The organism is Streptomyces sp. NPDC059695 (assembly GCF_042733785.1).
Classification (GTDB): Bacteria; Actinomycetota; Actinomycetes; order Streptomycetales; family Streptomycetaceae; genus Streptomyces.
Window position 1 is genome coordinate 1 of sequence record NZ_JBHWFF010000045.1, and the last position, 21,841, is coordinate 21,841.

The 21,841-nt window shown below is 71.9% G+C and carries 20 protein-coding genes and 2 pseudogenes; 15 read left to right on the forward strand and 7 right to left on the reverse strand.

Annotated features, from left to right (window positions below; translation table 11 throughout):
• Positions 1-74: 74 nt before the first annotated feature.
• Positions 75-221 (reverse strand): hypothetical protein, encoded by a 147-nt coding sequence (locus tag ACFV2S_RS34080; RefSeq protein ID WP_385568527.1) that lies wholly within the window; start codon positions 219-221, stop codon positions 75-77.
• A 47-nt stretch (positions 222-268) separates the two neighbouring features.
• Positions 269-868: a pyridoxamine 5'-phosphate oxidase family protein gene (locus tag ACFV2S_RS34085; RefSeq protein WP_385568531.1), complete on the reverse strand. Its 600-nt coding sequence runs from the start codon at positions 866-868 to the stop codon at positions 269-271.
• A gap of 254 nt (positions 869-1,122) precedes the next feature.
• Between ACFV2S_RS34085 and argH the strand changes: the two genes are divergently transcribed.
• A complete protein-coding gene (gene argH, locus ACFV2S_RS34090) occupies positions 1,123-2,550 on the forward strand; it encodes an argininosuccinate lyase (RefSeq protein ID WP_385568535.1) in 1,428 nt (475 codons plus the stop codon).
• A gap of 12 nt (positions 2,551-2,562) precedes the next feature.
• On the opposite strand, the gene ACFV2S_RS34095 is transcribed toward argH, so the two are convergent.
• Positions 2,563-3,072: an HAD domain-containing protein gene (locus tag ACFV2S_RS34095; RefSeq protein WP_385568539.1), complete on the reverse strand. Its 510-nt coding sequence runs from the start codon at positions 3,070-3,072 to the stop codon at positions 2,563-2,565.
• Between the two features lie 85 nt (positions 3,073-3,157).
• On the opposite strand from ACFV2S_RS34095, the gene ACFV2S_RS34100 reads away from it, so the two are divergent.
• Positions 3,158-3,709, forward strand: a complete 552-nt coding sequence (locus ACFV2S_RS34100; RefSeq protein WP_385568544.1) for a TetR/AcrR family transcriptional regulator — start codon at positions 3,158-3,160, stop codon at positions 3,707-3,709.
• Positions 3,706-5,250 (forward strand): MFS transporter, encoded by a 1,545-nt coding sequence (locus ACFV2S_RS34105; protein ID WP_385568548.1) that lies wholly within the window; start codon positions 3,706-3,708, stop codon positions 5,248-5,250. Before ACFV2S_RS34100 ends, ACFV2S_RS34105 begins: the two co-directional genes overlap by 4 nt.
• A 73-nt stretch (positions 5,251-5,323) precedes the next feature.
• Here the strand turns inward: ACFV2S_RS34105 and ACFV2S_RS34110 are convergent, their stop codons facing one another.
• A complete protein-coding gene (locus tag ACFV2S_RS34110) occupies positions 5,324-5,995 on the reverse strand; it encodes a lysophospholipid acyltransferase family protein (protein ID WP_383787880.1) in 672 nt (223 codons plus the stop codon).
• Between the two features lie 242 nt (positions 5,996-6,237).
• On the opposite strand from ACFV2S_RS34110, the gene ACFV2S_RS34115 reads away from it, so the two are divergent.
• The 6 genes and pseudogenes from ACFV2S_RS34115 to ACFV2S_RS34140 form a co-directional block, all read left to right on the forward strand.
• A complete protein-coding gene (locus ACFV2S_RS34115; RefSeq protein WP_385568554.1) occupies positions 6,238-7,422 on the forward strand; it encodes a glycerophosphodiester phosphodiesterase in 1,185 nt (394 codons plus the stop codon).
• Positions 7,423-7,541: 119 nt separating this feature from the next.
• Positions 7,542-8,123: a sigma-70 family RNA polymerase sigma factor gene (locus ACFV2S_RS34120; RefSeq protein WP_385568557.1), complete on the forward strand. Its 582-nt coding sequence runs from the start codon at positions 7,542-7,544 to the stop codon at positions 8,121-8,123.
• 37 nt (positions 8,124-8,160) lie between these two features.
• Positions 8,161-8,652 carry a GNAT family N-acetyltransferase gene (locus ACFV2S_RS34125; protein ID WP_385568561.1) on the forward strand — a complete coding sequence of 164 codons (492 nt, stop codon included), beginning with the start codon at positions 8,161-8,163 and terminating at the stop codon, positions 8,650-8,652.
• 52 nt (positions 8,653-8,704) lie between these two features.
• Positions 8,705-9,943, forward strand: a pseudogene (locus tag ACFV2S_RS34130) (IS701 family transposase).
• A gap of 177 nt (positions 9,944-10,120) precedes the next feature.
• Positions 10,121-10,615, forward strand: a complete 495-nt coding sequence (locus tag ACFV2S_RS34135; RefSeq protein ID WP_385568565.1) for an IS5 family transposase — start codon at positions 10,121-10,123, stop codon at positions 10,613-10,615.
• A gap of 54 nt (positions 10,616-10,669) precedes the next feature.
• Positions 10,670-11,053: pseudogene (locus tag ACFV2S_RS34140) on the forward strand (transposase); the annotation flags it as partial.
• Between the two features lie 90 nt (positions 11,054-11,143).
• On the opposite strand, the gene ACFV2S_RS34145 reads toward ACFV2S_RS34140, so the two are convergent.
• From ACFV2S_RS34145 to ACFV2S_RS34155, 3 genes are all read right to left on the reverse strand, one after another.
• Positions 11,144-11,584: a hypothetical protein gene (locus ACFV2S_RS34145; RefSeq protein ID WP_385568569.1), complete on the reverse strand. Its 441-nt coding sequence runs from the start codon at positions 11,582-11,584 to the stop codon at positions 11,144-11,146.
• A 77-nt stretch (positions 11,585-11,661) separates the two neighbouring features.
• Complete coding sequence (locus tag ACFV2S_RS34150) at positions 11,662-12,078, reverse strand: hypothetical protein (protein WP_383787867.1); 417 nt, start codon at positions 12,076-12,078, stop codon at positions 11,662-11,664.
• Between the two features lie 2 nt (positions 12,079-12,080).
• Positions 12,081-12,443, reverse strand: a complete 363-nt coding sequence (locus tag ACFV2S_RS34155) for a hypothetical protein (RefSeq protein ID WP_041128303.1) — start codon at positions 12,441-12,443, stop codon at positions 12,081-12,083.
• Positions 12,444-13,015: 572 nt separating this feature from the next.
• Here ACFV2S_RS34155 and ACFV2S_RS34160 point away from each other — a divergent pair.
• From ACFV2S_RS34160 to cobT, 6 genes are all read left to right on the forward strand, one after another.
• Positions 13,016-14,071, forward strand: coding sequence for a methionine ABC transporter ATP-binding protein (locus tag ACFV2S_RS34160; protein WP_383787863.1), 1,056 nt, complete (start codon positions 13,016-13,018; stop codon positions 14,069-14,071).
• Positions 14,068-14,736, forward strand: a complete 669-nt coding sequence (locus tag ACFV2S_RS34165; protein ID WP_383787860.1) for a methionine ABC transporter permease — start codon at positions 14,068-14,070, stop codon at positions 14,734-14,736. The genes ACFV2S_RS34160 and ACFV2S_RS34165 overlap by 4 nt, the downstream gene beginning before the upstream one ends.
• 93 nt (positions 14,737-14,829) lie before the next feature.
• Complete coding sequence (locus tag ACFV2S_RS34170; protein ID WP_385568578.1) at positions 14,830-15,684, forward strand: MetQ/NlpA family ABC transporter substrate-binding protein; 855 nt, start codon at positions 14,830-14,832, stop codon at positions 15,682-15,684.
• Between the two features lie 207 nt (positions 15,685-15,891).
• Complete coding sequence (locus ACFV2S_RS34175; RefSeq protein ID WP_385568582.1) at positions 15,892-16,527, forward strand: GNAT family N-acetyltransferase; 636 nt, start codon at positions 15,892-15,894, stop codon at positions 16,525-16,527.
• A gap of 72 nt (positions 16,528-16,599) precedes the next feature.
• Positions 16,600-17,844 carry a precorrin-6y C5,15-methyltransferase (decarboxylating) subunit CbiE gene (gene cbiE, locus ACFV2S_RS34180; protein WP_385568586.1) on the forward strand — a complete coding sequence of 415 codons (1,245 nt, stop codon included), beginning with the start codon at positions 16,600-16,602 and terminating at the stop codon, positions 17,842-17,844.
• 306 nt (positions 17,845-18,150) lie between these two features.
• Positions 18,151-21,798 carry a nicotinate-nucleotide--dimethylbenzimidazole phosphoribosyltransferase gene (cobT, locus tag ACFV2S_RS34185; RefSeq protein ID WP_385568590.1) on the forward strand — a complete coding sequence of 1,216 codons (3,648 nt, stop codon included), beginning with the start codon at positions 18,151-18,153 and terminating at the stop codon, positions 21,796-21,798.
• The last annotated feature ends 43 nt before the right edge of the window (positions 21,799-21,841 follow it).

Below are 21,841 nucleotides of genomic sequence, written 5' to 3' on the forward strand. Positions count from 1 at the left end.
GGTCGGACGAACTCCCACTCGGCATCGGACAGTTCATGGCGACGTATCACGACACCATGATCCACCAGCGGTGATCATTTGAAGACACTGCCTAGCCCGTTGACGTGCCGGAAGATCCCGGCCGGGTGGAGCCCGGTGGGCGTGGTGTCCGTCAGCCGTACGGGCGCGGGCGCGGCGCCCGGGGAGGGCAGGGCGGCGCCGAGGACGAGCGGGGTTCGCATGGCCGCGACGCCAGGGCCGCACCCGCGGCCCCGCCTGTCGTACGGGGCTATTCGGCGGGCAGCGGCGGCAGCGGGAGCGGCAGCGCGGGCAGCCCGTCGAGGCTGCTGGCGATGTGCTCCTTGCGCTCGCAGTACGCGTTGAACTCGTCGTCCGTCTTCCGGTTGAAGTACTCGGCGTGCAGCGCCCGGTCCTCCCGGTACTCCATCAGCGGCACCGCGAACCCGCAGGCGTCGCTGACCCTGCGCGCGTGCACGAGGACGATCGCCCGCGCGCTGCCCTGACCCTCGACGGCCTCGGCGGGGAACCGCGCGAAGAGCTCGCTCCACCGCGGATCGTCCCGCAGCACGGCCTCGCCGGTCCCGTGCACCCGGACGACGGTCGGCGGTCCGGAGAAGGCCGTCCACATGAGCGTGATCCGGCCGTTCCCCGGCTCCCGCAGATGCGCGATCGTCTCGGCGCTGCTGCCGCCGAAGTCGACGTACGCGAGGGTCAGTTCGTCCAGGACGACGAGCGTTCCCCGGCGCCCCTTGGGGGAGAGGTTGACGTGCCCGTCGCCGGAGAGGGGAGCGGTGGCGGCGAAGAACACCGGCTGCTCCTCGATGAAGGCCCGCAGCCGCCCGTCGATGTGTTCATACGTTTTGCCCATGACCCGCATTCTCCCCGCGCCGCGCTCCAGGGGGGACACCCGTCTCAGGTGCCGGTCCTCCGGTGAAGGTCGAGCCCGGAGGGGGCATCGCGTTGACAAAACATACGGTCGATTGCATAGTTATGCCTACCGGAGAGGCGTGCCATCGCCGCCCGGCGCGACCTGGCGTGACCCGCACGCGTTGAACAGGCCGTCTCCCCGGTCCCGGCCCGGGCCGGGAGGCGGCGGTACACCCACTCTCCTGAGGAGCAGCAGTGAGCAGCAACAACGGTGACGTCCGGCTCTGGGGCGGACGGTTCGCCGACGGCCCCGCCGAGGCCCTGGCGAAGCTCTCCGCCTCGGTCCACTTCGACTGGCGTCTCGCGCCGTACGACATCGCCGGATCCCGTGCCCACGCGCGCGTGCTGCACAAGGCCGGTCTGCTCACCGAGGACGAGCTGACCCGCATGCTCGCCGGTCTCGACCGGCTGGAGGCGGACGTCGCCGACGGCTCCTTCGTCGGCACCATCGCCGACGAGGACGTCCACACTGCCCTGGAGCGGGGCCTCCTGGAGCGCCTCGGCCCGGACCTCGGCGGCAAGCTGCGCGCCGGCCGCTCCCGGAATGACCAGGTCGCGACCCTGTTCCGGATGTACCTGCGGGACCACGCCCGGATCATCGGCGGCCTCGTCGCCGACCTCCAGGACGCCCTCGTCGGCCTCGCCGAGGCCCACCCGGACGTCGCGATGCCCGGCCGTACGCACCTCCAGCACGCCCAGCCGGTGCTCTTCGCCCACCACGTCCTCGCCCACGCCCAGTCCCTCTCCCGGGACGCCGAGCGGCTGCGGCAGTGGGACACCCGGACCGCGGTCTCCCCGTACGGCTCCGGCGCCCTGGCGGGCTCCTCCCTCGGGCTCGACCCGGAGGCGGTCGCGAAGGACCTCGGATTCGAGCGGGGCTCGGCCGGCAACTCGATCGACGGCACGGCCTCCCGCGACTTCGTCGCCGAGTTCGCCTTCATCACGGCGATGATCGGCGTCAACCTCTCGCGGATCGCCGAGGAGATCATCATCTGGAACACGAAGGAGTTCTCCTTCGTGACCCTGCACGACGCCTTCTCGACCGGCTCCTCGATCATGCCGCAGAAGAAGAACCCCGACATCGCGGAGCTGGCGCGCGGCAAGTCCGGCCGCCTGATCGGCAACCTCTCCGGTCTGATGGCCACCCTGAAGGCCCTCCCGCTCGCCTACAACCGGGACCTCCAGGAGGACAAGGAACCGGTCTTCGACTCCTGCGACCAGCTGGAGGTCCTGCTGCCCGCCTTCACCGGCATGATGGCGACGCTCACGGTCCACCGGGAGCGCATGGAGGAGCTGGCCCCGGCCGGCTTCTCGCTCGCCACCGACATCGCCGAGTGGCTGGTCAAGCAGGGCGTCCCGTTCCGGGTGGCGCACGAGGTGGCCGGCGAGTGCGTGAAGGTCGCCGAGTCCGAGGGCAAGGAGCTGGACGAGCTCACGGACGAGCAGTTCGCCAAGATCTCCGAGCACCTCACCCCCGAGGTCCGTACCGTCCTCAACGTCCCGGGCGCCCTCGCCTCCCGCGACGGCCGCGGCGGCACCGCCCCTTCGGCGGTCGCCACCCAGCTGATCGAGGTCAAGGCGGACCTGGTGATCCAGCACGCCTGGGCCGAGGCCAAGAAGTAGCGTCCCGTCCCGTCACAGCGCCGCCGCCCACTCCGCGAGCGCGTCGAAGTCCGGCCGGATCAGTCCGATCCGGGGATCGATGTGCAGCAACAGGGCGGCGGCGAGGTGTTTCTGCTCCACGTACTCGTGGTCGTACGGCGTGATGTCGTCGTCCACCCAGGCGAACGGCCGCCCCGCCGCGTACTCCAGGATGTACTGGGTCTTCCAGAACGTCCCGCGCGGGGCGGCCCCGTGCATGGTCGGCCAGTCGACGAAGGGCAGCTCGGGGAGCCCGAGGTGCGGCCCGATCCAGTCGTTGGCCTCGTTCTTCCAGGTCGTCGCCCACACCAGCTCGTACGCCCCGGCCAGGGCGCGCAGCTCCGCGCCGTGATCCGGATTGAGCCACACGCGGAGCGGCTTCGTGTCGAACCAGCCGCCCGGCCGCATCCGGTGCGTCGTGTACCCCTCCGGGCGCCTCTCGCGTTGCGCCGCGTACGGATTCAGTGGACCGTCGACATCGATCAGCAGGAGTGGCTTGGCCATCGTCACAGCATTCCGTCCCCGCCCATGGTGAGGCGTTGATTTATCGAATGAGACATTGATGTCTCATTGGGTGTATGGTTGTCTCATGTCAGTCGATCGCACCCAGGTGCTCCATGCCGCCGCCGCCCTGCTCACCCGCAAGGCGACCGCCACCATGGACGAGGTCGCCCGGGCCGCCGGGATCGGCCGGGCCACGCTGCACCGGCACTTCGCCGGGCGGGACGCCCTGGTACGGGCGCTCGAAGAGCTCGGGATCCAGGAGCTGGAGGCGGCCCACGACCGGGCCCGCACCGCGGAAGGCCCCGCCGACGAGGCCGTACGACGCCTCGTCGCCGAAGTCGAGGACGCCGCACCGCTGCTCTCGTTCCTCGTCACCGAGAACCAGCTCTTCGAGGGCGACCAGCAGAACGACGGCTGGGAACGCCTCGACGCCCGGGTCTCCGCGCTCTTCCGGCGCGGCCAGGAAGAGGGCGCCTTCCGCATCGACATGACCCCCGCCTGGCTCACCGAGGCCTTCTACGGGCTCATCGGTTCCGGCGCCTGGGCCGTGCAGGACGGCCGGGTCGCCGCCAAGGACTTCCAGTACATGATCGTCGAGCTGCTGCTCGGCGGAGCGCGCAGGAGCGTGGAGAAGTGATCACCAGCACGATCAAGACCGAGAGCCATATCGGGGGCGCGCACCGCCCCGGCCGGTGGCTCGCCCTCTCCGTGCTCGTCCTGGCCGTCCTCCTCGTGGCGGTCGACGCCACGGTGCTGGGCCTGGCCACCCCGTTCCTCTCCGAGGACCTCGAGCCCACGGGCAACCAGCTGCTCTGGATCGGCGACGTCTACTCGTTCGTCATCGCCGGACTCCTGGTCTCCATGGGCAGCCTCGGCGACCGCATCGGCCGCAAGAAGCTCCTGCTGATCGGCGCCACGGCCTTCGGGGCCGTCTCGGTCCTGAACGCCTACGCGACCAGCCCCGAGATGATGATCGTCGCCCGCGCCCTCCTCGGCGTCGCCGGCGCGACCCTGATGCCGTCGACCCTGGCCCTCATCCGGAACCTCTTCCACGACCCCCGCGAGCGCAGCCTCGCCATCGGGATCTGGGGCGCCATGGCCTCGGCCGGCGCCGCCGTCGGGCCGGTCGTCGGAGGGTTCCTCCTGGAGCACTTCTGGTGGGGCTCGGTCTTCCTGATCAACCTGCCCGTCATGGCCGTCCTGGTCCTCGTCGGCCTCAAGCTGATCCCCGAGTCGAAGAACCCGAACCCCGGTCCCTGGGACGTGCCCAGCGTGGCCCTGTCCCTCGTCGGCGTGATCGGAATCGTGTACGCCGTCAAGGAACTGGCCTCCCACGGCCTCTCCCTCGACGCCGGCGTCGCCGCGCTGCTCGGTGTGGCCGCCCTGACCTGGTTCGTCCGCAGGCAGCTGACCCTGCCCGCGCCGCTGCTGGACATGCGGCTCTTCCGCCACCGCGGATTCTCCGGGGCCGTCGCCGCCGACCTGCTGACCATCCTCGGCCTCTCCGGCCTGGTGTTCTTCCTGTCCCAGTTCTTCCAGCTGGTCCAGGGCCGTCAGCCGCTGGAGGCCGGACTCGCCGAACTCCCCGCCGCGATCGGCGCGGTGACGGCCGGTCTGGTCGCCGGTGTCGTGGCCCGCCGCTTCTCCGTGCGGTCCGTGGTGGCCGGCGGTCTCGCAGCGGTCGGTCTCGCGCTCGCCGTCCTGACGACGCTCGACCAGCACACCGGCTACCCGCTGCTCGGCGCGGCCCTCCTCGTCGTCGGCGTGGGCGCGGGCTTCTCCTTCACCGTGACCGCGGACGTGATCCTCTCCAGCGTCCCGAAGGAGCAGGCCGGTTCCGCCTCGGCGGTCTCCGAGACCGCGTACGAGCTCGGCGCCGCCCTCGGCATCGCCATCCTCGGCTCGATCGTGACCGGGATCTACCGGGGCTTCGCCACCCCGGCCGGTGTCCCCTCGGACGTCGCGTCGGCCGCCCACGAGTCGCTCGGCGGCGCGGTCGAGGCGTCCGGCTCCCTCGCCCCCGAGACGGCGACCGCCCTGGTGTCCTCCGCCCAGGATGCCTTCGTCGACGGCCTGCGGATCGCGGCAGGCGTCGGCGCGGCGGTCCTCCTCGCGACGGCGGTCGCGGCCTGGTTCCTGCTGAGGGGCCAGAAGCTGGAGGACGGCGTCGAGCACTGACGCACCCCCGGAGACGGCAGTGCCCCGTACGGCCGAAAGGCGTACGGGGCACTGCCGTGTCCGGCGAACGGGGTTACGCGGCCTTCGCCTTCGTGGCGTACATGTCCACGTACTCCTGACCGGACAGACGCATCACCTCGGCCATCACCGAGTCCGTCACCGCCCGGAGCACGTACCGGTCGCGGTCCATCCCGTCGTACCGCGAGAACTCCATCGCCTCGCCGAAGCGGACCGTCACCTTGCCCGGGCGCGGGAAGCCCGCACCGCCCGGCTGGATCTTGTCCGTGCCGATCATCGCGAACGGGATCACCGGCGCGCCCGTCATCAGGGTGAGCCGCGCGATGCCCGTACGGCCCCGGTACAGCCGGCCGTCGGGGGAGCGGGTGCCCTCGGGGTAGATCGAGAAGATCTTGCCCTCCTCCAGCACGCGACGGCCCGTCATCAGCGCCGCCACACCACCGCGGCCGCCGTCCCGGTCCACCGGGATCATGCCGACGCTGGTGAAGAACCAGGCCATCGCCCGGCCCTTGACGCCCTTGCCCGTCACGTACTCGTCCTTGCCGATGAAGTAGACCGGACGGTCCAGGCAGATCGGCATGATCATCGAGTCGATGAAGGTCAGGTGGTTGCCCGCGAGGATCACGGGACCCGTCCCCGGAATGTTCTCGGCGCCCTCCACGCGGGGGCGGAACATCAGGCGCATGACCGGCCCGAGCACTGCCTTGATGATCGCGAGACGGGACAACGGTTCCTCCGGTGGGAAGCGGGTCGGTCGAGCCTGTCGGACCGACGGCTGCAGCTGGCGACGATACTCGCGGGTCACCCTCACGCGCACATCGGGTTCACCGAGTGGATACGCAGTGTTGACGCGTGTTTCCGCCATGTTCCGCCGAGGTCCGCCGCCCGTAGGGGCCGGCTGCATAGCGTCGGGGACACCAGTTGGCAGGTGCGGGACATCACACCGCGGCTCACACAGGAGGATCCCCCATGACCCAGGGCGAACGCCGGATCCCGGCACGGCGCACGGTTCTCGGAGCGGCGGGCGCCACCGTCCTCGGCGCCTCCACGGCCCTCGCCGGCGGCGCCGGCACCGCCCAGGCCGCCGCGGCGGACCGGGGCGAGGACCGCACGTCCGGCCACGGCCGCGGCTACCGCTCGCTGCCCGTCCCCACCGTCATCGGCCACCGGGGCGCCAGCGGCTACCGGCCCGAGCACACCCTCGGCTCCTACCGGCACGCCCTCGACCTCGGCGCCCACGTCGTCGAGCAGGACCTCGTCCCCACCCGGGACGGCCACCTCGTCTGCCGCCACGAGAACGACATCAGCGGCACCACGGACGTCGCCGACCACCCCGAGTTCGCCACCCGCAGGACCACCAGGACCGTCGACGGCGTCGCGCTCACCGGCTGGTTCACCGAGGACTTCACGCTCGCCGAGCTCAAGACCCTGCGGGCCAAGGAGCGCATCCCCGCCACCCGCCAGGAGAACACCCTCTACGACGGCCGCTGGACCGTCCCCACCTTCGAGGAGGTGCTGCGCTGGGCAGAGGACGAGGGCCGCCGCCGGGGCCGCGAGATCTGGCTCCACGTCGAGACCAAGCACCCCAGCCACTTCCGCTCCCTCGGCCTCGGCCTGGAGGAGCGGCTCGCGAAGCTGCTCCGCCGGTACGGACGCCACCGCGCGAACTCCCCGGTCTTCCTCCAGTCCTTCGAGCCCAGCAGCATCCAGCGCCTGGCCGAGCTGGTCGACGCGCCCGGCGTCGTCCTGCTCTCGGCCGCGGGCAGCCGCCCCTGGGACTTCGTCCAGGCCGGGGACCCGCGCACCGTCGCCGACCTGGTCACCCCCGAGGGCCTGCGCTGGATCGCCTCCTACGCGCAGGGCATCGGCCCCACGCTCGACCTCGTCATCCCGAAGGACGCGAGCGGCCGGCTCACCACCCCGACCACCCTCGTCCGCGACGCGCACGCCGAGGGGCTGATCCTCCACCCGTACACGCACCGCAACGAGAACACCTTCCTGCCCGCCGAGTACCGCAGGGGCACGGACCCGACCGCGTACGGGGACGCCTTCGGGTCGCTCAAGCGGTACCTGGAGACGGGGATCGACGGCATCTTCGCCGACAACCCGGACACGGCGCTGCTCGCCGCCGCGGACCTGGCGGGCCGCGACTGACCGGACCGGACCCCGGCGAGGGGGCCGTTCGGGCGGACCGCCGGCCCGTGCGCCCCCCTCCCGGGTGGTTTACGCCCCGCACCGCAACCGCGGCCGCGCACCCCGGCATGGTGCCGGTCATGACCATCCCCGAGACCGCCCCCGCCCCGCAGGCCCGGGCCGGGGCGACCGCCCCCGGCCTCCTCGCCGCCCTCGCCCCGCTGCTCTCCGCCGAGTCCGACGCCGAGGCCCCGGCCGCCGGCGTCGACCCCGGCGACCTCGAACAGGCCGTCTGGCTGCGCCTCCTGGAGCAGCTCCAGGAGACCGGAGCCGCCCCGGAACGCCCCGCCGAGTGGCTGCGCCGGGCCGTCCGCGCGGAGGCGCGCCGGGCCCGCAGGACCCATGACCGGGAACGCCCCTACCGGGACGAACCCTCCGAGGAGCCGGACGGCGCCGAGCCCCAGGGCTCCCCGGAGCACTCGCTGCTGGCCGCCGAAGGCCGCCGCAGCCTGCGCGCCGCCGTCACCAGGACACCCGGCCGCTGCCCGAAGGTGCTCACCGCGATGCTCGACCCGGAAGACCCCACATACCGAGAAATCGCAGGAGAGTTGGGTATCTCACAGGGCAGTCTGGGGCCGATGCGTTCCCGTTGCCTGGGATGCCTGCGCAGAATGCTGGCGGCAGAGGTTCCCGCCCCGGGTCGACGGGGAAGGGTGCGGTAAACCGATGATCGACCAGATGAGCGGGAGGCGTGCACACATGGGTCTGAGTGTGACCATCTCAGCGGCGGACGCGCAGGACGCGGAGCACATCCTGAAGCTGCAGTACCTCTGCTACCAGAGCGAGGCGGAGCTCTACGGGGACTGGTCCATCGAACCGCTCACCCAGTCGCTCGACGCCCTGCGCGCCGAACTGGACGAGGGCCACGGGCTCGTGGCCCGGCTCGGCGACGAGGTCGTCGCCTCCGTGCGGGCCCGCCTCGACGAGGACGGCACGGTGCGGATCGCCAAGCTGATCGTCCACCCGCGCATGCGGCGGCACGGCCTCGGCGGACGGCTCCTCGACGGCATCGAGCGCCACTTCGCGGCCGCCACCGCCCCCGCGACGGCGTCCGCCAAGCGCTTCCAGCTCTTCACCGGCCACCGCAGCGAGGGCAACCTGCGCCTGTACCGCAGCAAGGGCTACGCGCAGGTGAGCACCCGGGAACTCGGCCCGAGGCTCACCCTGGTGACCCTGGAGAAGGCCGCCTAGTAGTGCTTCGTTACGTCGCGTGATCTCGCCTGGTGGTGGGCATCTTCCGGTCATGAGGCTTGGGGAGGTGGAACGGCTCCGCGGTGAGTTGTCGGAGTTCGTTGCCGATGTGTTCGCCTCGCTTCCGCGGCGGGATCAGCGGCGATGGGGCGGGTGTTATCTGCGGGGTCTGATGCTGGACGGGCGGCGGAAGTCGATCCAGCCGATGGCCGAGCGGCTGCCGGACGGCAACATGCAGGCCCTGCAGCAGTTCGTGAACCAGTCACCATGGGATCCGCTGCCGGTGCGGCGCCGGATCGCCGAGCGGTTAAGCCGGGCGATCAGCCCGGAGGCGTGGGTGATCGACGACGTGTCGTTCCCCAAGTGCGGCGCCGCTTCGATCGGGGTGGCCCGGCAGTACTGCGGAGCGCTCGGGAAACGGGCGAACTGCCAGGTCGCGGTCAGTGTCCACGCCGCCACCGACACCGGCTCGTGCCCGCTGAACTGGCAGTTGTATCTGCCGCGGGAATGGACAGACGAGCCGGCCCGCTGCCACCGGGCCGGAGTACCGGACGAAGCCGTTGCCCATCAGGAGAAGTGGCGCCTGGCACTGGGCATGCTCGACACGATCACCGGCTGGGAACTGAAGGCGCCGGTGGTAATTGCCGACGCGGGATACGGCATCAGCACCCCGTTCCGGACCGGCCTGGAGGAACGCGGACTGTCCTAGGTCCTCGCGCTGACCGGCAAGGAAGTCGCTCATGCCGAAGAGGCCGAGCCGCACCGGCCCGCCTATGGAGGGCTCGGGCCACCGACACTGCCCCGCTATCGCACCCCGCCCCGAGCCGTCAGTGCCCTCGCGGCGGAAGCCGGCCCGGAACAGTTCACCGAGGTCACCTGGCGACAGGGCAGTAAAGGCCCGATGACCTCGCGGTTCACTGTCCTGACCATCCGGCCCGCGGGCAAGCAGTCCCTGGCCGCGGCCCAGACCGCGGGCGGCGGCCGCAACCTGTGGGACGGTGTCCTGCCTGCCCGAACCCTCCTGGTCGAGTGGCCGCACGGCCAGGACACCCCGACGGGCTACTGGATATCGAACCTGCCCGCCACCACCCCGGTCGCCGACCTGGTGAGGTGGGCGAAGATGCGCTGGCGGATCGAGCACGACTACCGCGAGCTCAAGCACGGCCTCGGTCTTGACCACTTCGAAGGCCGCACCTGGCGCGGCTGGCATCATCACGTCACCCTCGTCACCGCCGCCCAGGCCTTCCTCACCCTGCGGCGCCTCGACCCAAAAGCCCCCACGCCGGCCTGACCCTCTACCAGGTCCTCGACACCCTCCAGGACCTGCTGCAGTGCTGGACCGGCACCTGCACCACCTGCGGCCGACGCCTGCCCCGCAACAGAACCAGACGAAGAACCTAACGAAGCACTACTAGGACTTGTCCGGCCGATCATGTGACCGCTTCATGTCCGGGTCGTTGCTGTGGACATGGGGCGGGGTGATCTGAGTGATGCCGAGTGGGAGCGGCTGCGGCCGTTCCTGCCGGTTAGTAACAGGCGTTGTGGCAGGTGGCGGGATCACCGGCAGGTGATCGACGGGATTCTGCACAGGGTTCGGACCGGGGTGCAGTGGCGTGACCTTCCGGAACGGTTTGGGCCGTGGAAGACGGTCTACGAACGGCACCGGCCGTGGTCGGCGGACGGGACGTGGGAGCGTCTGCTCCAGCAGGTCCAGGCCGCGGCGGATGCGGCGGGTGAGATCGACTGGGACGTGTCGGTCGACTCCACTATCGTGCGGGCGCATCAGCACGCGGCAGGCGCCCGCGTCGACCCACCGCCGGCCCCCGCCTCCCAGGGGGCGGAAGTCCCAGAACACCAGGACGAAACGCCGGGGCAAAGCCTGCACGCCCGCCTGGTGGAGGTGGTGCGGGAGGTGAGGGCCTTGGCCGCTCGCGCGGCGGCTCCACTACAAAAATTCACCTGAGCGCGGACGGCCGCTGCCGCCCACTTTCCTTGATCGTCACACCCGGCCAGCGGGCGGACTGCACGCAAGTTCAAACCGGTGCTGGAGAAGATCCGCGTCCCGAGGTCCGGTCCGGGCAGGCCCCATAAGAAGCCGGACAGCGGCGCTGCCGACAAGGCATACAGCAACGGACCGTGCCGCGAGTACCTGCGACACCGGGGCATCCGGCACACGATCCCGGAGAAGACCGACAGTCAGGCCGCCCGCCTGCGCAAAGGCTCACACGGCGGGAGGCCACCTGGCTTCGATGAGGAGCGGTACAAGAAAAGAAACACCGTCGAACGGGCTATCAACCGGTTGAAGCAGCACCGGGCGGTAGCCACCCGCTACGACAAGCGTCATTACGTCTACCTCGGCACCGCCACTGCGGCAGCTCTCACGATCTGGCTCCGCATATGATCAACGGGAATGCTCCGCGTCACTGATCCGGCAACGTTCCGCGCTGCCGTGGTCGAGGGTCTGCACCTCACAACAGCGATCGAACCGCCGCTATGCGGCGCGGAGAACGGGATCAATCTCTGCCAGGCTCTCGTGCAGCCGACGGGCCCCCTGGGCAACACGATCGTCGGTGTCGCCCGACATCTCGTCGCAGATCCGTAGCGCCTCGTCCAGGTCGTCCGAGAAGATGCTGAAGACATCGACGATCGCGGTGTGGATGTAATCGGCGTGGTTGTCGTTGGCGACTGCCAGTGCGGACGCGACTATCGTCAGTCCGACCCTGTCCTTTCGCCGAAGCAAGCCCTCCGCGGTCCGCCGGGTGACGAAGGTGTCACCACGGTCGAGCACAAGGCCCAGCAGTAGCTCTACGGCCTCCGGCATCTCGGCGAACCCTGCCAGGCTGTGACCGGCATCCGCCCGGTCACGCCAGTCATCGCTTCGCCCGAGTTCGCCAAGCGTCACGACCACCGCACGCCGCAGGTCACTGTCCACGGATTCGCCCGCCCCTTCCCACGATTCCGGTCAAAATAACACCGCGGCGCCTTACCGGATGATCGCCAGGACAGGTCCTAGGCGGCCTTGGCCGCCTTCCGCAGCCACCAGATGCCGGTCAGCGGCAGCAGGACCGGGATGAAGACGTAGCCGTAGCCGAAGTCCGACCAGACCGTCGCGTCCGGGAAGGCGGACGGCTCCAGCAGCGTCCAGGTCCCCACGACCAGCACGCCCGCGAGCTCGGCGGCGCAGCACACCAGCGCCGCCCTGCGGGCCTTCTCCCCGCCCCGCACCAGCGTGTACGTGATGAAGACGTAGACGACCGCCGCCACCGCCGACAGGCTGTACGCGAGCGGCGCGCGGTCGAACTCGGTGGCGATCTGGTAGATCGAGCGGGAGACCGCACCGACCGACATCACGCCGTACAGCCAGACGAGCAGCATGCCCGGGCCCGTGACGAGCCGGGCCTTTCCCTGGGTCTCGGTCGCGGTCATGGTCAGCCCACCGTCCAGATGTCGTAGAGACGCACTTCGAGCACGGCCAGGACGACCGCGCCGGCCGCCACCGTCGCCGAACCCCACCGGCTCCGCTCCGCGAGCGACATGAATCCGGCGATGGGCACCGCGCACAGCGCGCCGAGCAGATAGGCGACGAAGATCGTCGTGCCCTCCTCGGCCTTCTCGCCGCGCGCCAGCTGCACGATGCCGACGATCAGCTGGACCAGGACCAGGAAGGTCACCACGGCCATGCCGATGAAGTGCCAGTCCTTGGTCGACTGGTCACGGAAGGCGGCGAAGCCGCACCAGGCGGCGAGGGCGAGCGCGGCCACGGAGACCGCGACCGTCAGGGCGTCAAGCATGCGCCCGAGGGTATTACGGGCCGAATGGCCCGATGCGCTCGCCCCCCGGCTCGCCGGGGGAGGATCCGGGGGGCGCCCACCGCGTGGCCTTGGCCACATCCTGGCCCCCGTCACGGTCCCCGCCGGGTCCGCGCCCCGGGGCGCTTCCCTCCAGGCCACGCGGGGAAAGAGGGTCCGGCGGGCGCCGCCGTCGCGTCCGCATGGCGTCTCAACGGCGTCCGCTATTCGGACACTCCCCTTCCCTTCGCAGCTGCGCATGTTTTACTTGCAGACATGACCACGACGAGCAGCCGCACCCTTGCGACCGAGGCGAACACGACGCCCGGTGCTCGTTGTATGTGTCGAATGTGCGCCATCTGAGGGCCCCCGTTCGAGCCTCGCGCCCCGAAGCGAGACCCCGACGGCCGAGCCGATCCGCCCGCCACCCGGCGCCGGACCGTGCCTGCCCCGCGCACCGCTGCCGCCCGGCCACCAGCCGGAGCAGCCTCCACCGTGCGCCTGACTGTCCGAATGACGAATGCCCCGTGCACGACGGACCCCGCGTCGCGCACTCGACAGTGACGGAAACCCCTGTGATCACCACTTCGGGCCTGACCAAGGTCTACGAGTCGCGCGGCCGGCAGGTCACCGCTCTGGACGGCGTCGACCTCCACGTCCGCGAGGGCGAGGTGTTCGGCGTGATCGGCCAGAGCGGCGCCGGAAAATCCTCGCTCATCCGCTGCGTCAACCTCCTGGAGCGCCCCACCTCCGGCACGGTGACCGTCGACGGCGTCGACCTCACCGCCCTCGCCGGCAGGAGCCGCCGCGCAGGGAAGGACCTGCGCCGGGCGCGCAGCAGCATCGGCATGGTCTTCCAGCACTTCAACCTGCTGTCCTCCCGCACGGTCAAGGACAACATCGAACTCCCCCTGGAGATCCTGGGCGTCTCCGGCGCCGAGCGCTCCCGCCGCGCCCTGGAACTCCTCGACCTGGTCGGCCTCGCCGACAAGGCGAAGTCCTACCCCGGCCAGCTCTCCGGCGGCCAGAAGCAGCGCGTCGGCATCGCCCGCGCCCTCGCCGGCGAGCCGAAGGTGCTGCTCTCCGACGAGGCCACCAGCGCCCTCGACCCGGAGACCACCCGCTCGATCCTCCAGCTCCTGCGCGACCTCAACCAGCAGCTCGGCCTCACCGTCCTGCTCATCACGCACGAGATGGACGTCGTCAAGACGATCTGCGACTCCGCCGCCCTGATGCAGCACGGCCGCGTCGTCGAGTCCGGCACCGTCGGCGAACTGCTCGCCACCCCGGGCTCCCAGCTGGCGGCCGAGCTGTTCCCGGTCGGCGGCGCGCCCACCGGCCCCGACCGCACCGTCGTCGACGTCACGTTCCACGGCGAGGCCGCGACCCAGCCGGTGATCTCCCAGCTCTCCCGCACGTACAACATCGACATCTCGATCCTCGGGGCGGCGATGGACACCGTCGGCGGGAAGCAGATCGGCCGGATGCGGATCGAACTGCCCGGACGGTACGAGGAGAACGTCGTCCCGGTCGGCTTCCTGCGCGAGCAGGGCCTCCAGGTCGAGATCGTGGAAGACGTCGTGGCCGTGGCCGACGCCGCGCCCGCACTGGTCAAGGAAGGTGCCAAGTGACCTGGTCGGAGATGCAGCCCCTCCTGGAGCAGGGCACCGTCGACACCCTCTACATGGTCCTGTGGGCCACCGTCGTCACCATCCTCGGCGGCCTGCCGCTCGGCATCCTCCTCGTCCTCACGGACAAGGGCGGACTGCTGCAGAACCGGCCGGTGAACAAGGTCGTCGGTGCGATCGTGAACATCGGGCGTTCGCTGCCGTTCATCATCCTGCTGATCGCCCTGATCCCCTTCACGACCTTCGTCGTCGGCACCTTCATCGGCCCGACCGCGATGATCGTCCCCCTCGCCATCGGCGCCATCCCCTTCTTCGCGCGCCTCGTCGAGACGTCGATCCGCGAGGTCGACCACGGACTCGTCGAAGCCGTCCAGGCCATGGGCGGCGGCATTCCCACCATCGTCCGCAAGGTGCTGCTCCCGCAGGCCCTGCCCTCGCTGATCTCGGGCGTCACCACCACCGTGATCGTGCTCATCGGCTACTCGGCGATGGCCGGCGCGGTCGGCGGCGAAGGCCTCGGCTCCAAGGCCGTCACCTACGGATACCAGCGCTTCGACACCACGTTCATGCTCGTCACCGTGGTCGTCCTGGTCGCCATCGTGACCGTCGTCCAGCTCATCGGCGACGGAGTCGTCCGACTCCTCGCCCGCCGGGGCCGCACCGCCTGACGGCCGCCCGGCCACCCCACGACTTCGTTCTCGAAGAACAGCCCGGACTTGTTGTCCAGGCGTCCACCGCTCCACCGGAAAGAGGCACTCTTCGTGCGTAAGAACATCAAGCTCACCGCCGGTATCGCCGCCACCGCAGCCCTGGCCCTCGGCCTCACCGCCTGCGGCACGTCCTCGGACCCGTCCTCCTCCAAGGACGCGGCCGGCTCCGCCGACAAGCCGCTCGTCGTCGCCGCGTCCCCGACGCCGCACGCCGACATCCTCAACTTCGTCAAGGACAACCTGGCCGAGAAGGCCGGCCTGAAGCTGGAGGTGAAGGAGTTCACGGACTACGTCCTGCCGAACACCGCCACCCAGTCCGGCCAGGTCGACGCCAACTTCTTCCAGCACAAGCCGTACCTCGACGACTTCAACAAGAAGAACAAGACCACCATCGTCCCCGTGGTCAACGTCCACCTGGAGCCGCTGGGCCTCTACTCCAAGAGCCTCAAGTCGGTGAAGGACATCAAGGCCGGCCAGACCGTCGCCGTCCCGAACGACACCACCAACGAGGGCCGCGCGCTCCACCTCCTCGCCGAGAACGGGCTCATCACCCTCAAGGACGGCGTCGGCACCGACGCCAAGCTGTCCGACATCACCGACAAGAAGGGCCTGGAGTTCAAGGAGCTGGAGGCCGCCACCGTGCCCCGCGCCCTGAACGACGTGGACGCCGCCGTCGTCAACGGCAACTACGCCATCGAGGCCAAGCTCTCCCCGGCGAAGGACGCCCTCGTCCTGGAGAAGGCGGAGGGCAACCCGTACGCCAACTTCCTCGCCGTCAAGGCCGGCAACGAGAAGGACGCCCGCGTGCAGAAGCTCGCCAAGCTCCTCAACTCGCCCGAGGTGAAGAAGTACATCGAGGACACCTACAAGGGCTCGGTCATCCCGGCCTTCGGCGCCGCGCAGTAAGGCGCGACGCCCGAGGGACCGTCAGACCGGCTCCCCCGTACAGTCCTTGAGCAGAAGGCCCCCGCATCCCGTCCGGTGCGCGGGGCCTTCGCCATGCCCTCGCCCCGCACCCCCGCCACACCCCACCCGGCCATGCGCACCGGCGGCCGCATGCTGCATGCTGTGCGTTCACGGTCGATTCGGACGGTCCACGGCATGGAGCTGCGCATGACTACCACCTTTCCGGACATCTCCATCAACACGGACCGGTTGGTGCTGCGCGCGCTCGAGGATGCGGACGCCCCCGCCCTCGCCGAGATGATGAACGACGAGATGGTCGCCGCCTGGACCGCCGTCCCCCAGCCGTACACCGAGGACGCCGCGCACCGCTGGATCACCGAGTACGCCCCCGCCGAACGCGCCGCGGGCCGCGGGCTCGACCTCGCCGTCACCGAGTTCCTCACCCAGCGCCTCGTGGGCATCGTCCAGCTGAGCAACACGAACTGGCGGGTCCGCTCCACCGAGATGTCGTACATCGTCGCCCCCTGGGCCCGCGGCGAGGGCTACGCCTCCGAAGCCGCGCTCGCCACCTCCCAGTGGCTCTTCGGCGACCAGAAGTTCGAACGCCTGGAACTGCGCACCGCCGCCGACAACACCGCCTCCCAGCAGGTCGCCCAGAAGATCGGCTGCATCAGCGAGGGCGTCCTGCGCAACGCCTGCATAGCCCGCACCCGCACCGAGGACGGCACCTGGGCCGAACTGCGCACCGACTTCATCGTCTGGGGCCTCCTCCCCGAGGACCTCGACGGCGTCGCCGACCAGATGGCCGAGGCCGGCTACTCCTCGTACACCGACTGGAGCTGAACCCCCGCGACGATCCCGGGGTACTCTCGGCACGCCCCCGACCTGCGACGACACCCAGGGAGACAGACGACGATGGCCGACCGCGTCACGGTGATCGGCTGGGACGGCTCGCCCCTCACCGCGGCGGCCCGCTCCGCGCTCTCCGCCGCCACCCTCGTGGCCGGCGCCGCCCACCACCTGACGCTGCCGGAAGTGCCCCCGGGAGCCGAGCGCATCCGGCTCGGCAGCGTCGACCTCGCCGCCCGCCGCATCGCGACCCACCGCGGCACCGCCGTCGTCCTCGCCGACGGCGACCCCGGCTTCTTCGGTGTCGTCCGCACCCTGCGCGCCCCCGAGCACGGCCTGGAGGTCGAGGTCGTCCCCGCCGTCTCCTCCGTCGCCGCCGCCTTCGCGCGGGCCGGCATGCCGTGGGAGGACGCCCGGATCGTCGTCGCCCACCAGCGGACCCTGCGCCGCGCCGTCAACGTCTGCCGCGCGCACCCCAAGGTCGCGGTCCTCACCTCGCCGGGCGCCGGACCCGCCGAACTCGCCCTCCTCCTCGACGGCGTCCACCGCACGTTCGTCGTCTGCGAGGAGCTCGGCACCGACCGCGAACAGGTCTCCGTCCTCACCTCGGACAAGGCCGCCGACCACACCTGGCGCGACCCGAACGTCGTCCTCGTCATCGGCGGCCCGACCGGCGGACCCCCCACCGCCCCCTGGCTGATGGGCCAGGACCCGGCCGCGCGCACGGTCCGCGGCTGGGGCCTTCCCACCGAGGAGTACGACTCCGAGGACGAGGGCCCGGGAACCGGCCGGGCCCGCCCCGGAGCGGGTGCCGACCCCGCCCTCCGCTCCGCCCAGCTGGCCCGTCTCGGGCCCCGCACCGGCGACCTCGTCTGGGACGTCGGCTGCGCGGGCGGAGCCTTCTCCGTCGAGGCCGCCCGCTTCGGCGCCGCCGTCATCGCCGTCGACGCCGACCCGTCCGCCTGCGCCCGCACCGAACGCGCCGCCCGGCGCCACGGGGTGCCCCTCCAGACCGTCCGGGGACGCGCCCCGCACGTCCTCGAGAGCCTGCCCGAGCCCGACGTGGTGAGGATCGCGGCGGGCGGCGTCCCCGTCGTCACCGCCTGCACCGACCGGCGCCCGGAGCGCATCGTCGCCCACGCCTCCACCCGCGACGAGGCCGAGGCGATCGGCGCCGCCCTCGCCGACGGCGGCTACGCCGTCGAGAGCCTCCTCCTCCAGACCGTCGGACTCGACCCGGACGACTGGTCGGAACGCGAGCGTTCGGTCGTGTTCCTGCTGACCGGACGCAGGATCGACCGAGCCCCGTGACCCGGCCGCCCCACCGGGGCAGGGTAGGCTGGCCGATTGTTGTACCGCACCGGGACGTTCGGCGCTCTGTTCGTCAATGTCCCGAATGGGTGGCCGGTTTGCGCCACCGATGTGGTACGTGACAAGGGGGGACCGCGCGACGTGGCGCAGTCCACAGCGCACCGTGGCGAATCTCCCTGCCACGATGGCCGAGGGCCGCGACAATGTGTGGGTGTCCGCGTGTGCTTCGTGCCGCGCGGCGCGCGCGCTCGTTCTTGTCGACGGGCGCAGGTCTGAAGGAGCACAAGCGATGGGCGAGGGGTACGCATGACGGACACCGGCCAGGTCCCGGGCGAGGGGCTGCCGGAGAACGCAGGCATGGTCGAGCAGCCGGGCATCCCCGCACCGGGCGCGTACACCTTCCTGGACCCCTCCGAGCACACCGCCGACGACGACGACATCCTCCTGATGCCGGGCGCCCAGGGCGCCTGGAGCGAGCACCCGCCGGGCTTCGTGCCCGCGCCGCCGGTCGCCGTACCGGCGCCGCACGTCGTTTCCGGCCAGGGCCTCCCGCACGTGGCCGTCACCGAGGCTCCGGCCCCGATGGGCGACCCGCTCACCGACCCGCTGCCGGACCCGCTCACGGGCCCGCTCCCCGACGGGGTCGCGCTCGCCGACGTGCTGACCGCCCCGCAGGGCGCGCAGCTCGGCACGCCCGCGCACGGCGTCCCGGTGCCCCCGCAGGAGCCGGTCCCCACCGAGCACGGCTACGAGCCGGGCATCCTCGACACCGGCGCCCACGAGGCCGCCGGCCGCGACACGGGCTCCGTCGACCTCGGCGGCGTACGCATGCCGCCGCCCGCCACGGCCCCGACCCCGCCGCCGGCCCGGCGCCCCCTGCACATGGGCCCGCAGGTGCCCGACGCCTCCGGCGGCGTGGTGCTCTCCCTGGCCGACCGGGGCCCGGCCGCCGCGCACGCCCCGGCCCCGCAGCCCGCGCCGGTCCCCGAGCCGGTCGTGGCCACGGCCCCCGCCCCGGTGCCGGTGCGCAACCCCGGCCCGCCGACCACCGGCCCCGAGTACTTCGAGATCGCCCAGGACCAGCAGCTCGCGTCGCCGCAGGGCGCCGAACCGTGGGTCGCGCAGCCGCAGGAGCCCGTCGCGCCGCAGGCACCCGCAGAAACGGTCGTCCCGGGGACGGCCCAGTTCGTCCAGGTCGAGGGCTCCGTCCCGACGACCCCGCACCTGGCCCCCGTCCCCGCGCCGGAGGCGTCCCAGGCCGCCGTGGAGCCCTCCGAGGCGCCCGCCGCCGTGGAGACGGCCCCGGAGGAGCCCGTCGCTGCCGAGGCCCAGGTCATGGTCCCCGCCCCGCGCGAGGCCGAGCCGGCCGTACCGGTCGAGGAGGCCGCGCCGCAGGCGGCCGAGCCCGCCGCCGAGGTCCCGGCCGAGCCCGCGCCGGCCGTGGAGCCGGCCCAGGAGCCCGCCCCCGTCCAGCAGCCCGAGGCCGAGGTCACCGAGGCGGCCCCGGCGGAGACGGCCCCGGAGCCGGTGCAGGTCGCGGCGGAGGAGCTCACCGAGCCCGCCCCCGCGGAGGCCCTCGTGGAGGCCCCCGCCGAGGTTCCGGCCGAGGCCCCGGCGCAGCCGCAGGCCGAGGAGCCGGTCGAGACCCCCGCCGAGGCGGTGGCCGAGGAGATTCCGGCCGAGGCCCTCACGGCCCCGGAGACGGAGCAGGAGGCGGCCCCGGAGCAGGGGGCGCAGCCCGTCGCCCAGGCGCCGGCCGCCGCTCACCCGGAGCCGACCCCGGAGACCCAGGCCCCGGAGACCCAGGCCCCGGAGACCCAGGCCACCGACGTCCAGGCCCCCGAAGCCCAGACCTCCGGCGTCCAGGCCCCCGACGCCGTCGCAGCCGACGTCCCGGCACCCGGCACGGAGGCCTCCGAGGCCGAGACCCCTGCCGAGACCCCCGCCGAGGCCCTCGTGATGGCCGAGGCGACCCCTGTCGCCGACCCGGCCCCCGCCGACGAGACGGTGCCCGGCGCGGCGGCCGTCGAGGCTCCGGCCCCCGACAACGCGGGTGCCGTCGAGCCGACTGCCGACGTGGTGCCGGACGCCGACCAGGCTCAGGCCGCCGACCAGGCTCAGGCCGCCGACCAGGCTCAGGCCGCCGACGTGGAGCCGGACGCCGACCCGGCTCACGTCGCCGACGTGGCGCCGGAGACCGACCAGGCTCAGGCCCCCGACTCGGCGCCGGCCCCCGGCTACGACGACGCGGAGCGCGAGGCGGTCCTGCGGGTGATGCGCGAGCGCCGCGACATCCGCAACGGGTTCCGCAACGACCCGATCCCGCACGAGGTGCTCCTGCGCGTCCTCGAAGCGGCGCACACCGCGCCGAGCGTCGGCCACTCCCAGCCCTGGGACTTCGTGGTCATCCGCTCGGCCGAGACCCGGCAGACGATGCACGAACTGGCCCAGCGCCAGCGCGAGGCCTACGCCAAGTCGCTGCCGAAGGCCCGGGCGAAGCAGTTCAAGGAACTGAAGATCGAGGCCATCCTCGACACCCCGGTGAACATCGTCGTGACCGCCGACCCGACCCGCGGCGGCCGTCACACCCTGGGCCGCTACACGCAGCCGCAGATGGCCCCGTACTCCTCGGCGCTCGCTGTCGAGAACCTCTGGCTCGCGGCCCGCGCCGAGGGCCTCGGCGTCGGCTGGGTCAGCTTCTTCGACGAGCGCGAGATGGTCCGGACCCTCGGCCTTCCCGAGCACCTCGAAGTCGTCGCGTACCTCTGCGTGGGCTACGTCGACGAGTTCCCGGACGAGCCCGAGCTGATGCAGGCGGGCTGGTCCAAGCGCCGCCCGCTGGCGTGGGTCGTCCACGAGGAGACGTACGGCCGCCGGGCCCTGCCCGGCGAGGAGCCGCACGACCTCCTCCAGGAGACCGTCGCGAACATCCGCCCGCTGGACGCCAAGGCGCTCGGCGAGGCGTGGGAGCGCCAGAAGCGCATGACCAAGCCCGCCGGGGCCCTCGGCATGCTGGAGATCATCTCCGCGCAGCTCTCGGGTCTCTCCCGGATGTGCCCGCCCCCGATCCCGGAGCCGGCGGCCGTGGCGATCTTCGCGGGCGACCACGGTGTCCACGCCCAGGGCGTGACCCCGTGGCCGCAGGAGGTCACCGGCCAGATGGTGGCCAACTTCCTCGGCGGGGGAGCGGTCTGCAACGCCTTCGCGAACCAGGTCGGCGCCGAGGTCTGCGTCATCGACGTCGGCGTCGCCTCCGAGCTCCCGGCCACGCCCGGCCTCCTGCCGCGCAAGGTCCGCCCGGGAACGGGTGACTTCACCACCGGTCCCGCGATGACCCGCGAGGAGGTGCTCGCCGCGATCGAGGTGGGCATCGAGACCGCCCGCGACCTGGTCGCGGCCGGCAACAAGGCCCTGCTCACGGGCGAGATGGGCATCGCGAACACCACCGCGTCCGCCGCCCTGATCTCGGTCTACACCGGCGTGGACGCGGCCGAGGTCACGGGCCGGGGCACGGGCATCAACGACGAGACGCACGCCCGGAAGGTGGACGTGGTCCGCCGGGCGCTCGACCTGCACAAGCCGGACCCGGCCGACCCGATCGGCGTCCTGGCGGCGGTCGGCGGCCTGGAGCACGCGGCCCTGGTGGGCCTGGTCCTGGGCGCGGCCTCGCTCCGCACCCCGGTCATCCTGGACGGCGTCTCCACGGGCGCCGCGGCCCTCGTCGCCCGGGCGATCGCCCCGGAGTCCCTCGCGGCGTGCATCGCCGGTCACCGCAGCGCCGAGCCGGGCCACGTGGCGGCCCTGAACAAGCTGGGCCTGCGCCCGCTGGTGGACCTGGACCTCCGCCTGGGCGAGGGCACGGGCGCGCTCCTGGCCCTCCCGCTGGTCCAGAGCGCGGCCCGTGCGATGCACGAGGTGGCCACGTTCGACTCGGCGGGAGTCACGGAGAAGTAGCACCACCGACGCGTCCCCCGTCCACGTCCGTCGTGGGCGGGGG

Coding starts and splice junctions, on each gene's coding strand:
- ACFV2S_RS34135 (WP_385568565.1), top strand. CDS start 10,121: ATGGGGCGGGGTGATCTGAGTGATGCCGAGTGGGAGCGGCTGCGGCCG.
- ACFV2S_RS34095 (WP_385568539.1), bottom strand. CDS start 3,072: ATGGCCAAGCCACTCCTGCTGATCGATGTCGACGGTCCACTGAATCCG.
- ACFV2S_RS34150 (WP_383787867.1), bottom strand. CDS start 12,078: ATGACCGCGACCGAGACCCAGGGAAAGGCCCGGCTCGTCACGGGCCCG.
- ACFV2S_RS34120 (WP_385568557.1), top strand. CDS start 7,542: ATGACCATCCCCGAGACCGCCCCCGCCCCGCAGGCCCGGGCCGGGGCG.
- ACFV2S_RS34155 (WP_041128303.1), bottom strand. CDS start 12,443: ATGCTTGACGCCCTGACGGTCGCGGTCTCCGTGGCCGCGCTCGCCCTC.
- cobT (WP_385568590.1), top strand. CDS start 18,151: ATGACGGACACCGGCCAGGTCCCGGGCGAGGGGCTGCCGGAGAACGCA.
- ACFV2S_RS34115 (WP_385568554.1), top strand. CDS start 6,238: ATGACCCAGGGCGAACGCCGGATCCCGGCACGGCGCACGGTTCTCGGA.
- ACFV2S_RS34100 (WP_385568544.1), top strand. CDS start 3,158: ATGTCAGTCGATCGCACCCAGGTGCTCCATGCCGCCGCCGCCCTGCTC.
- ACFV2S_RS34080 (WP_385568527.1), bottom strand. CDS start 221: ATGCGAACCCCGCTCGTCCTCGGCGCCGCCCTGCCCTCCCCGGGCGCC.
- ACFV2S_RS34085 (WP_385568531.1), bottom strand. CDS start 868: ATGGGCAAAACGTATGAACACATCGACGGGCGGCTGCGGGCCTTCATC.
- ACFV2S_RS34125 (WP_385568561.1), top strand. CDS start 8,161: ATGGGTCTGAGTGTGACCATCTCAGCGGCGGACGCGCAGGACGCGGAG.
- ACFV2S_RS34175 (WP_385568582.1), top strand. CDS start 15,892: ATGACTACCACCTTTCCGGACATCTCCATCAACACGGACCGGTTGGTG.
- cbiE (WP_385568586.1), top strand. CDS start 16,600: ATGGCCGACCGCGTCACGGTGATCGGCTGGGACGGCTCGCCCCTCACC.